General features: G+C 46.2%; 9 protein-coding genes. 5 read left to right on the top strand and 4 right to left on the bottom strand.

Translation table 11 applies throughout. The features are described from left to right. Together tig and clpP are read left to right on the top strand one after the other, a co-directional pair. Positions 1-1080: trigger factor (tig, locus tag ACTHSP_RS05535; RefSeq protein ID WP_440345774.1), on the top strand; the 1080-nt coding region annotated here is incomplete at its 5' end. A 90-nt stretch (positions 1081-1170) separates the two neighbouring features. Next, positions 1171-1791 (top strand): ATP-dependent Clp endopeptidase proteolytic subunit ClpP, encoded by a 621-nt coding sequence (clpP, locus tag ACTHSP_RS05530; RefSeq protein WP_049352273.1) that lies wholly within the window; start codon positions 1171-1173, stop codon positions 1789-1791. 65 nt (positions 1792-1856) lie between these two features. On the opposite strand, the gene ACTHSP_RS05525 is transcribed toward clpP, so the two are convergent. Both ACTHSP_RS05525 and clpB read right to left on the bottom strand, forming a co-directional pair. After that, the gene (locus ACTHSP_RS05525) at positions 1857-3845 is read right to left on the bottom strand and encodes a site-specific recombinase (protein ID WP_440345772.1); all 1989 of its coding nucleotides are present in this window, start codon (positions 3843-3845) and stop codon (positions 1857-1859) included. Positions 3846-4074: 229 nt separating this feature from the next. Continuing rightward, entirely contained in the window at positions 4075-6648 is a 2574-nt protein-coding gene (clpB, locus tag ACTHSP_RS05520; RefSeq protein ID WP_440345771.1) for an ATP-dependent chaperone ClpB, read from the bottom strand. Positions 6649-6906: 258 nt separating this feature from the next. Between clpB and trpS the strand changes: the two genes are divergently transcribed. The 3 genes from trpS to tpx all read left to right on the top strand — a co-directional run bounded on the left by trpS (position 6907) and on the right by tpx (position 9077). Then, positions 6907-7917, top strand: a complete 1011-nt coding sequence (gene trpS / locus ACTHSP_RS05515; RefSeq protein ID WP_004520609.1) for a tryptophan--tRNA ligase — start codon at positions 6907-6909, stop codon at positions 7915-7917. An 83-nt stretch (positions 7918-8000) separates the two neighbouring features. Next, positions 8001-8540: a hypothetical protein gene (locus tag ACTHSP_RS05510; RefSeq protein ID WP_049352280.1), complete on the top strand. Its 540-nt coding sequence runs from the start codon at positions 8001-8003 to the stop codon at positions 8538-8540. Between the two features lie 42 nt (positions 8541-8582). After that, positions 8583-9077: a thiol peroxidase gene (gene tpx, locus ACTHSP_RS05505; protein WP_003679194.1), complete on the top strand. Its 495-nt coding sequence runs from the start codon at positions 8583-8585 to the stop codon at positions 9075-9077. Between the two features lie 103 nt (positions 9078-9180). On the opposite strand, the gene ftsH is transcribed toward tpx, so the two are convergent. Both ftsH and ACTHSP_RS05495 read right to left on the bottom strand, forming a co-directional pair. Further along, positions 9181-11142, bottom strand: coding sequence for an ATP-dependent zinc metalloprotease FtsH (ftsH, locus tag ACTHSP_RS05500; protein ID WP_049352283.1), 1962 nt, complete (start codon positions 11140-11142; stop codon positions 9181-9183). Positions 11143-11212: 70 nt separating this feature from the next. Continuing rightward, positions 11213-11833: an RlmE family RNA methyltransferase gene (locus ACTHSP_RS05495; protein WP_004520613.1), complete on the bottom strand. Its 621-nt coding sequence runs from the start codon at positions 11831-11833 to the stop codon at positions 11213-11215. Between the last annotated feature and the right edge of the window lie 76 nt (positions 11834-11909).

Here is an 11909-nt window from a genome sequence, read left to right as displayed (position 1 = left end):
GTTGCCGTTGCTCAAGAATTGAAAGTTGCCGGTTACCCACGCTTTGAAGCCGTTGAAGAACAAGACGATCAAGAGTCTTTCAAAGTTGCCGCTATTTTTGAAGTTTTCCCTGAAGTAACTATTGGCGACCTGTCTGCCCAAGAAGTAGAAAAAGTTATTGCGACTGTTGGCGATGCCGAAGTTGACCAAACTGTAGAAATCCTGCGTAAACAACGCACCCGCTTCAACCATGTTGACCGCGAAGCCCAAAACGGCGACCGCGTCATCATCGACTTTGAAGGCAAAATCGACGGCGAACCTTTCGCTGGCGGTGCGTCTAAAAACTACGCTTTCGTATTGGGCGCAGGTCAAATGTTGCCTGAATTCGAAGCCGGTGTTGTCGGCATGAAAGCCGGTGAAAGTAAAGATGTTACCGTAAACTTCCCTGAAGACTACCACGGTAAAGATGTTGCCGGTAAATCTGCCGTATTCACCATCACTCTGAACAACGTTTCTGAAGCTACTTTGCCTGAAGTTGACGCAGACTTCGCTAAAGCTTTGGGTATTGAAGACGGCGACGTTGCCAAAATGCGTGAAGAAGTGAAGAAAAACGTTGGCCGTGAAGTTGAGCGCCGCATCGGTGAACAAACCAAAGAATCTGTAATGAACGCCCTGCTCAAAGCAGCCGATTTGCAAGTTCCTGTTGCTTTGGTCAACGAAGAAGCCGCCCGCTTGGCAAACGAGATGAAACAAAACTTCGTTAACCAAGGTATGGCTGATGCTGCCAACTTGGATCTGCCTTTGGACATGTTCAAAGAACAAGCAGAACGCCGCGTTTCTTTAGGCCTGATTTTGGCTAAATTGGTTGAAGAAAACAAACTTGAGCCAACTGAAGATCAAATCAAAGCCGTTGTTGCCAACTTCGCTGAAAGCTACGAAGACCCTCAAGAAGTTATCGACTGGTACTACGCAGAGCCTTCCCGCCTGCAAGGCCCGACTTCTTTGGCAGTAGAAAGCAACGTTGTTGATTTCGTTCTGAGCAAAGCTAAAGTAACCGAAAAAGCGCTGTCTTTTGACGAAGTAATGGGCGCACAAGCTTAATTGCTCTAAGGCCGTCTGAAACAGACAATCAAAAGCACCGAAGCGCTTTAAATGGCTTTGGTGCTTTTCCATCATTAACAGGAGACAAAAATGTCCTTCGATTTCAATAATTACCTTGTCCCTACCGTTATCGAACAAAGCGGTCGCGGCGAGCGCGCATTCGACATCTACTCACGCCTTTTGAAAGAGCGCATCGTTTTCTTAGTCGGCCCGGTGACAGACGATTCAGCCAACTTGGTTGTTGCGCAATTACTGTTCTTGGAGAGCGAAAACCCTGATAAAGATATCTTCTTCTATATCAACTCTCCGGGCGGTTCGGTTACTGCCGGTATGTCGATTTACGACACCATGAACTTCATCAAGCCTCATGTTTCTACTTTATGCTTGGGCCAAGCGGCAAGCATGGGCGCATTCCTGTTGTCCGCAGGCGAAAAAGGCAAACGCTTTGCCCTGCCAAACAGCCGCATCATGATTCACCAACCGCTCATCAGCGGCGGCTTGGCCGGTCAGGCCTCCGATATTGAAATTCACGCTAAAGAGCTGCTGAAAATCAAAGAGAAACTGAACCGCTTACTCGCCAAACATTGTGATCGCGATTTGGCCGACTTGGAACGCGATACCGACCGCGACAATTATATGTCTGCTGATGAAGCTAAAGAATATGGTTTGATTGACCAAGTTTTGGAAAACCGCGCCTCTCTGCAAGCCTAACCTTTATCGGTTTTAAATCAAAAGGCCGTCTGAAAAATATATATTCAGACGGCCTTTCTTCAATCTTACTTCGTATTTTCTTTGTTATTCACTTGAACCGGATACAGCAAAATCAAAGGATTGGCTTTCACTTGACTCCAGAAGCTCTTCAGAAGATTACGCATACTGCCCAAACGCGTACCGCGAGAACGAAGCGCAACAGCCAAAGCCAAAGAAAAACTGACCACCAGATTCACCATACCGATTGCCAATACACTTGCCAAGCCAAGTATAAAAGTGAATATATCTGCATGACCGCTAATCGCGGCATAACCCAAGTTTGCCGAAGAGAAAGCCACATGGCGAATATCCAGCGGCAAGCCGAAAAGATGGCCAAAATAGCCGGTCATCCCCAAGAGCATACCGAAAATAAAATTGCCCATAAGCGAGCCGTAATGCTTATGAATATAAGCGGCCAAACGGCGACGCGGCTGCGGACGCATGATTTTTCGTAAAAACGGATTAAACGGTAGGCGCTGACGCAGGTTCAGATAATCGGAACGGTTATCAAAGAAGCCGGCAATAATCCCCGAACAAAACAACCATACACCGGCAATAGCGGCATACCATAAGGTTGGCTGAGTAAAAATCTCAATAGATTTAAGCTGGTAGGCTGTAACCACCTCATTCAATAAAGGCTGGCCATGCGTGTAGGCATAACCCCAAGCGATCCCAGCCGCCAACAATACGGCAATCGATACATTACCAAACACGGCCACACTTTGCGAACGACACACGTCAATCAGCAGTTTTGCCAATTTATTGTCCACCGCTTTACTGCCTTCATTTGAGTCCACCTGCTCGGCAAAGCTCGCCGCTGTCATGGCAGGCTGCTTAGTCGCAACGGTGCAGTGCAGCATATGAATCAGCATAAAGCCTAAGCCATAGTTAAGTCCGGCAAGGAATGAAGTAGTAAACTCGCCGAACCCCAAAGACGCAATATGGATTTTATTCAATGCCATCAAAGCAATAATTACGCCGCCACCTGCTGCAGAATAAAACATTTTGAAATATTCGCTACGGTTGCGCGTAATGTAATGCTCACCATGATGACTTTTGTTTTCCGTAATACTGCGCGCCAGCATTCGGATACTGCTTTTACGCAAGTGGCTGGTACTGTATTGCTCTACCGCCGCATAAATCATCGCATTCATCAGATTGATGGTTAAGCGGGTACGGCTGCCGGTTTCAATTTGAATATTGGTCAACAGTTTCAGACGACTAATGGTTTGTTGCAGGCGCTCCAACAAGTGCGCCACTTTTACTGACGAACCAGACCCTGCCCCAGTCCCTCTACGACGCAGATACTCAATTTGCTTGTCGCACTGGTCAAACATGACCTCCAAGTGCGCCGTATCGTAAGTTTCTTCACTGTGGCGATAGTGTTCCACCAATTTTGCAATTTCACGTTGTAAGGCAACAAATGCCGAATCCGCCTCCAACAAACGGGGGGCAATCCGTATTAAATCCGGCTCAATCGCTTCGGAAGCAATCCAAATAGACAGCATTTCTACCGCTCGCAAACGGGCATCTGCCAACTGTCGGCTGGCCATCTGAAGCAAAGCAGGATCCGCTTTACCCAGCAACAATTCATACATGCTCAACCATTGGCGCAAACTCAGGGTCTGCAACCATTTATCATCGTTTTTCGAATGAAAAAGATATAAAAATACTTCGCGCAGATTGGAAAAATCTTTATAAGACGGGCTGAAACGTTCGTAAATCCGTATGCCCATCTCCCGAGTAAAACTATGGCGCGAGAAAATACCCAGCTTAATCAGCGCAGGATAGATGTGAACCTTGGACAACCAGGCATAGAAGCGCAGGCTGAATTGACGACATAAAGCATCGTCTTGTTTTAAAGTAGATAAAATCAAATCGAAACGTTCGGAAGCCTGTTTTTTGCCTCCTCGGCGCAAAAATTTGATTAATGCATTGAGAATAAGAACAAAGTCGGTATCATTTAAGCGTTCCAACAAAATAATGTGAAGATTTTGATTAGTCAGTTTTTGCATTGTAGTATTATTACATAAAATGAGATCTTTAGCAAGAACCTTGGCAAACAGGTCGGATTATATCGCATTCTTTATCAACCGATGGCACAAGATTTTCGATTAATATTCTCTAAAATTCAATGAATAATCAAATTACATAACAAATATATGATGTGAATCAATAACTAGGAAAGGCCGTCTGAATTCTTTCAGACGGCCTTTTACAACAACATGCTACATTGTTTTAACCTTATGCAAACAAGAGCTTACCACCCTCTTCTTTAACATGGATTGTGCTATCAGGTGCATATTTGCCTTCAAGCAATGCTTTTGCCAGCGGGTTTTCGATTTCTGACTGAATGGCGCGTTTGAGCGGACGGGCACCATACACAGGATCGAAACCGGCTTTAGCAATCAGATCCAAGGCAGCATCATCGACTTTCAGATGCAGATGTTGTGCTTCCAAACGTTTTTCCAAACCTTTAAGCTGGATTTTCGCAATGCTGCGGATATTGGCTTGATCCAAACCGTGGAACACGACTACTTCATCAATACGGTTGATCATTTCAGGACGGAAATGTTCTTTCACATCCTCCATCACAACTTCTTTTACCGCTTCGTAGTCCTGAGTACCCATTTGTTGGATATGTTGGCTACCAATATTGGAAGTCATCACGATAACGGTATTTTTAAAGTCCACGGTTCGACCTTGTCCATCGGTCAGGCGACCGTCATCCAATACTTGCAACAGAATATTGAATACGTCCGGATGGGCTTTTTCCACTTCATCCAAAAGAATCACGCTGTATGGTTTGCGGCGGACTTGCTCAGTCAGGTAACCGCCTTCTTCGTAGCCGACATAGCCGGGAGGTGCACCGATTAAGCGGGCAACAGCATGTTTTTCCATGTATTCAGACATATCGATACGAATCAGATGATCTTCGCTGTCAAACAGGAAGCCTGCCAATGCCTTACACAATTCGGTCTTACCCACACCGGTCGGGCCTAAGAACAAGAAGCTGCCATAAGGTTTATTCGGATCGGCCAAACCGGAACGGCTGCGGCGGATAGCGTCAGACACGGCACGCACGGCTTCGTCTTGACCGACCACGCGGCGGTGCAATACTTCTTCCATCTTCAGCAGCTTGTCGCGTTCACCTTCCATCATTTTTGACACGGGGATGCCGGTCATGCGGGAAACGATTTCGGCTACTTCATCTGCGCCGACTTCGGTACGGAAAAGTTTGTTTTGTTTTTTGCCGTCGGAGTTGCTTTCCGCTGCCTGCAACTGTGCACCCAATTTCGGTAACTCGCCGTATTCGAGTTCGGACGCGCGGGCAAAATCGCCTTGGCGTTTGGCCTGCTCGATTTTGACTTTGATGTCGTCCATCTGTTTCTTGATGTCGGCAGTGCTGGATGATGCCGCTTTTTCGGCTTTCCAGATTTCATCCAAATCAGCGTATTCTTTTTGCAGTCCGTCGATTTCTTCGTCTATCAATTCCAGACGTTTTTTGCTGGCATCATCGGTTTCTTTGGCAACGTGCATTTTTTCCATTTTGAGCTGAATAATGCGACGGTCAAGTTTATCCATTTGCTCAGGTTTGCTGTCCAGCTCCATTTTGATACGGCTGGCTGCTTCGTCAATCAAATCAATCGCTTTATCAGGCAGGAAACGGTCGGTAATATAACGGTCGCTCAACTCTGCTGCGGCAACGATAGCAGGGTCAGTAATATCGATACCGTGGTGGATTTCATAACGCTCTTGCAAACCGCGCAAAATAGCAATGGTATCTTCTACACTTGGCTCGCCAACCAATACTTTTTGGAAGCGGCGTTCGAGTGCCGCGTCTTTTTCGATGTATTGACGATATTCGTCCAAAGTAGTCGCACCGATACAGTGCAATTCGCCGCGTGCCAAAGCCGGTTTCAACATATTGCCCGCATCCATTGCGCCGTCGGTTTTGCCCGCGCCAACCAAGGTATGGATTTCGTCGATGAAAATCAGAGTGTTGCCATCGTCTTTAGCCAAGTCGTTCAACACGCCTTTCAAGCGTTCTTCAAATTCACCACGGTATTTTGCACCGGCAATCAAAGCCGCCAAATCCAAAACCAAAAGGCGTTTGTTACGCAGAGATTCAGGTACTTCGCCGTTGACGATACGTTGTGCCAAACCTTCAACAATAGCGGTTTTACCTACACCCGGCTCACCAATCAGCACAGGGTTGTTTTTGGTACGGCGTTGCAATACTTGAATCGCACGACGAATTTCATCATCACGACCGATAACAGGGTCGAGCTTACCATCACGGGCGCGTTGAGTCAGATCAAGTGTGTATTTTTTCAAAGCATCTCGTTGGTCTTCGGCATTCGCATCGTTCACGTTTTGTCCTCCTCGTACCGCATCGATTGCGGCATTGATATTTTGTTCGGTCGCACCAGCTTCTTTCAAAATGTTGCCGGTAGCATCATTCTGCTGAACCAAAGCCAGCAGGAAAAGTTCGCTGGCGATATAGGCATCGCCGCGTTTGGTTGCAGCCTTGTCCATCAAGTTCAATACAGCTTGTAGCTCACGGCTAGGCATAATATCGCCGCCTTGACCGGATACTTTTGGCAAGCTGCTCAAATGTTGCTGCAAACGTTGTTTTACTTGAGGCACATTCACGCCTGCATGAGCCAGTAACGCAGCAGCACCACTGTTTTGATCGTCAAGCAACGCTTTTAAGATAAAGCCGGCCTCAAGGTAGCTGCTGTCCGCAGCCAAAGCCAAACTTTGACCTTCTTGCAGAGCTTGCTGGAATTTAGCAGTCAATTTATCAAATCTCATTTTACGTTCCTCTTCAAATATATTCTGTTAGAGCCTATATAAGCGCAAATGTGGATAACTCAATAGCTATTTACTCCATTAATCAAAAATTTTTACTATATTATTGTTTTATAAAGTTTTATTTTTATAATTTTATGTGTATAACTTTTATAATCCAGTTACCCCTTACTCAAAAGGCCGTCTGAAAAATCAAGAATAATCAGGTATAATCGGCACCATATTTATTTTCAGACGGCCTTTGGGCCGAAGGATACTTTCATGAGCAAAAAACGAGTTTTAACAGGCGTTACCACAACAGGTATTCCACACTTGGGCAACTATGTCGGTGCCATCCGCCCGGCTATCCGCGCAGCGCAAGATTCTAATACCGAATCATTCCTCTTTTTGGCCGACTATCACGGCATCATCAAATGTCATGAGCCGGAAATGATTCATCAATCTACTCAAGCTGTTGCCGCCACATGGCTCGCCTGCGGACTTAATCCGGAACAGACCACTTTCTACCGTCAAAGCGACATTCCCGAAGTGATGGAGCTAAACTGGATTCTGACCTGTATCACCGCAAAAGGCCTGATGAACCGCGCCCACGCTTACAAAGCCGCAGTACAGGCAAATACTGAAAACGGTCAGGAAGATCCGGATCATGGCGTGGAAATGGGCCTGTACAGCTACCCTATCCTCATGACTGCCGATATTCTCATGTTCAATGCCCATGAGGTTCCAGTCGGTCGCGACCAAATCCAACACGTTGAAATGGCACGCGATATTGCCGGTCGCTTTAATCACCGCTTCCAAGAACTCTTCACCCTGCCAGAAGTAAAAATCGACGAAAATGTCGAACTCTTGGTCGGCTTAGACGGACGCAAAATGTCCAAGTCCTACGGCAATACCATTCCGCTTTGGGAAAACGACAAGAAAACCCAAAAATCGGTCAACAAAATCATCACCAATATGAAAGAACCCGGCGAGCCGAAACAGCCTGATGAAAGTCCTCTGTTTGAAATCTACAAAGCCTTCTCCACGCCGTCTGAAACTGCCGAGTTCACGCAAATGCTGGCCGAAGGCCTTGCTTGGGGTGAGGCTAAAAAACTCTTGGGTGCAAAAATCAATGCCGAGCTCGCAGAACCGCGCGAGCGTTACAATGAATTGACAGCCAAACCATCTCAAATTGAAGACATTTTGCAGGCCGGTGCACAAAAAGCGCGTAAAGAAGCACGCGAATTGTTGGACAAAGTACGCGATGCAGTAGGTATTCGTCCGTTGAAATAATAATAGTAAGGCCATCTGAATATTTCAGACGGCCATAATATCGTTTATCATTTGAAATATAATCGTTTTCTAGGGTTTCTCATATGAAAAAAACCTTCCCCCTTATCTTGCTCAGCCTTTCATTGGCTGCCTGCGGCGGTAAATCTGAAGATACTGCCGCCAATGATGCTGCTTCAGGCAAAGCGCCCAAGCCTACCTTCAAAGTTAAATATATCGATGAACAAGCCATAGCCGGTTTGGATTTAGGTACAGCTCAAGACGGCGAAACGAAAGAAGGTAAGAAGCAACGCACCTATCCGATTAACGGCATAGAGGGCGGTGTTATCAATCTGATTGGTAAGCACCCTACCGACTTAGAAGTCATCAGCGGCCAATGCATGGAAAAAAATGAAAAAGGCGTTTCAGCCGGCTGGTCAGCCAACGGAGTCTGCCACACTACCTTTGCAAAAATGGTGGATAATATTGCCCAAGACGGCAGCAAACTAACTGACTATCTGATATCACATGCTGCTTTGCAACCTTATACCGAAGGTAAAAGCGGTTATGCCGCTGTACAAAACGGCCGCTATATTTTAGAAATTGACAGCGAAGGCATGTTCTATTTCCGCCGCCGTCATTACTAACCCCCTGACTATCCTATTTTCCTCTGACACAAGGACTGAATCATGGCCCAAGTTACTTTCCAAGGCTCTCCTATTTCTACAAACGGCAATTTGCCTGCCATCGGCCAGGTTGCACCTGATTTCACATTGGTAGCGGCAGACCTATCTGAGAAATCATTGGCTGACTTTGCAGGCAAACGCAAAGTGCTGAATATTTTCCCTAGTATTGACACCGGCGTATGCGCCCAGTCCGTCCGCACTTTCAACAAACGTGCCTCTTCTTTGGATAATACCGTCGTTTTGTGCATTTCTGCCGATTTACCGTTTGCACAAGCCCGTTTCTGCGGTGCAGAAGGTTTGGAAAATGTAGTGACACTTTCTACATTCCGCAGCAGCTTTTCTAACGATTACGGTGTTACACTGACAGAAAGCCCATTACGCGGCCTGACTGCCCGTGCAGTGGTGGTTTTGAACGAGCAAAACCAAGTTCTCCACGCTGAGTTGGTCTCTGAAATTGCAAACGAGCCTGACTACGAAGCTGCTTTGGCTGTTTTGTAATTGACTCAATAAAATCAGGCCGTCTGAAACTTTTCAGACGGCCTTTAGATTATCTTCAAAATAAAAACGGTAACTTAAAAGCTACCGTTTTCTGTTTCAAGCCTTATACAGATTTATCTGTTTTGTCTGCTTCTACTGACTCAGTATTCTGAACCTCATTTTGCTCAACAGGTTCAACAGCTTCAGCAACAGGCACTTCAGGCTCTTCTACTTTGTCATCACGGACATTGTGGCTGTAATCTTTAGGCGGGCTAGGTTGTTTACCGGCCATAATTTCCAAAACTTGGTCTCGATCGATGGTTTCCCAATCCATCAGTGCCTTGCACATGGTTTCCATCTTATCACGATTTTCATCCAAGATTTTGTAAGCCACTTGGTATTGCTCATCCAAAATACGGCGGATTTCCGCATCGATATCTTGTTGGGTTTTCTCGGAAATATTTTGAGAACGGGTTACGCTGCGACCCAAGAATACCTCACCTTCGTTCTCAGCATAAACCATCACCCCCATTTTGTCGCTCATACCATAACGCGTTACCATCTCGCGTGCCATTTGAGTTGCACGCTCAAAGTCGTTAGATGCGCCGGTAGAAATACGGCCGACAAAAATATCTTCAGCAATACGGCCACCAAACAAGATTGAGAGCTGGCTCAACATTTGGTCTTTGTACATGCTGATACGGTCACGCTCAGGCAGTTGCCAAGTCAAACCCAATGCGCGGCCACGAGGCATAATGGTTACTTTGTGAACCGGATCGGTAAACGGCAGGCTTTCCGCTACGATTGCATGGCCGGCCTCATGATAGGCTGTCGCACGTTTTTCATCTTCGTGCATCACCATGCTGCGACGCTCCGGACCCATGTAGATTTTGTCTTTTGCATCTTCAAAGTCGCTTTGATCGACTTTCACTTTATTGCGACGACCAGCAAACAAAGCTGCTTCATTGACCAAGTTTGCCAAATCCGCACCTGAAAAACCAGGTGTACCGCGTGCTAAAGAAGTCAAATCTACGGATGCATCCAAAGGTACTTTTTTAGCGTGTACTTTCAAGATTTGCTCACGGCCACGGATATCAGGCAATGGAACAACGACTTGGCGATCAAAACGGCCCGGACGCTGCAACGCAGGGTCAAGTACATCAGGACGGTTGGTTGCTGCGATCACAATAACGGTTTGGTTGCTTTCAAAACCATCCATTTCAACCAACAATTGGTTCAATGTTTGCTCACGCTCATCATTGCCACCGCCCAAACCGGCACCACGCTGACGGCCGACAGCATCAATTTCATCAATAAAGATGATACATGGCGCATTTTTCTTAGCCTGCTCGAACATATCGCGGACACGGCTCGCACCGACACCGACAAACATTTCTACGAAGTCAGAACCTGAAATACTGAAGAATGGCACACCGGCCTCACCAGCAATCGCTTTGGCCAGCAATGTTTTACCCGTACCAGGGCTACCGGCCAACAAAATACCGCGAGGTACTCGACCGCCCAGACTTTGATAACGATTAGGCGATTTCAGGTAATCTACGATTTCTTGTACTTCTTCTTTTGCCTCATCACAACCTGCAACATCGGCAAAAGTAACTTTATTGGAATCTTTGTCCAACAAACGTGCACGGCTTTTACCAAAAGAGAATGCACTGCCTTTACCGCCACCGCCGCTTTGCATGCGCATGAAGTAGAACCATGCACCGATCAACAACAAAACAGGCAGCAGGCTGTAAAACAGACTGGCCAGCATGCTTGGTTTTTCTTCCGGAGTCACTTTGACGCGTACTTTGTTGTCCAACAGTGTTTTAACCAAGTTGTCATCCAAAGGCGCATTGGTATAGAAGGCAGTTTTATCGGTGCGCTCACCTTTAATCAGATAGCCGCTGACAACAGATCCTTCAATATTGACATTGGATACTTCGCCACTATTAACTTGCTGAATAAATTGAGAATATTCGATTTGCTGTTTATCTTCCTGCTTATCGCTGAGCGCATTGAATGCTGCTAAAAGCATAGCACCACCCACTACCCAGACTAATATGTTTTTAATGGTATTCCCCACTGAACAGGCTCCATGGTTACAAAATAAATAAAATCAAGGGAAAGAATTTTAAAGCACCCACCCTACATTGTCAGCGTTTATTTTTACCTAATAGGTAAATCTCACTGGAACGATTGCGGGAAGCATCCGGCTTTCGGGTTTGTACACTGGCAAAAATTTCACGCATAGCCGCCGTATACTCTTGATAACCCGCGCCTTGAAACACCTTCACCAAAAAACTGCCTCCGGTTTTCAAATGCTGGGAGGCAAAATCCAAAGCCAGTTCACACAAATAAAAACTGCGTGCCTGGTCGGTTACGGCATTGCCTGACATATTGGGTGCCATATCACAGATTACAAGGTCTAACGGACGATTATCCAATAAGGCTTCAAACTGCTCCAAAACAGCATCTTCCCTAAAGTCACCCTGAATAAACGACACACCTTCAATAGCATCCATTGGCAAAATATCCAAAGCGAACACTGCCCCTGTTTTACCGACCAGCTTGGCCGCAACCTGTGACCAACTTCCCGGCGCACTGCCCAAATCCGCCAAAACTGTACCTGGCTTGATTAATTTGTCTTTCTGATTGATTTCCAATAATTTATAAGCCGCTCTGGCACGATATCCGTCCTTTTGTGCCATATGGACATAATGATCGTTGACGTGCTCATGCAGCCATGCTTTTGAAGATTTTGAGCGTACAGCCATCTTGATTTGAAATGCTTAAGTTAAAATCAGCATTGTACGTTATTTCCCCCGTAAATGTTCTAAATCGCGTACAATA

It is taken from the genome of Neisseria sp. P0001.S005, from assembly GCF_051963715.1.
Note: the sequence above shows the minus strand (reverse complement) of the source record. Positions and strands in the feature narration are given on the sequence as shown.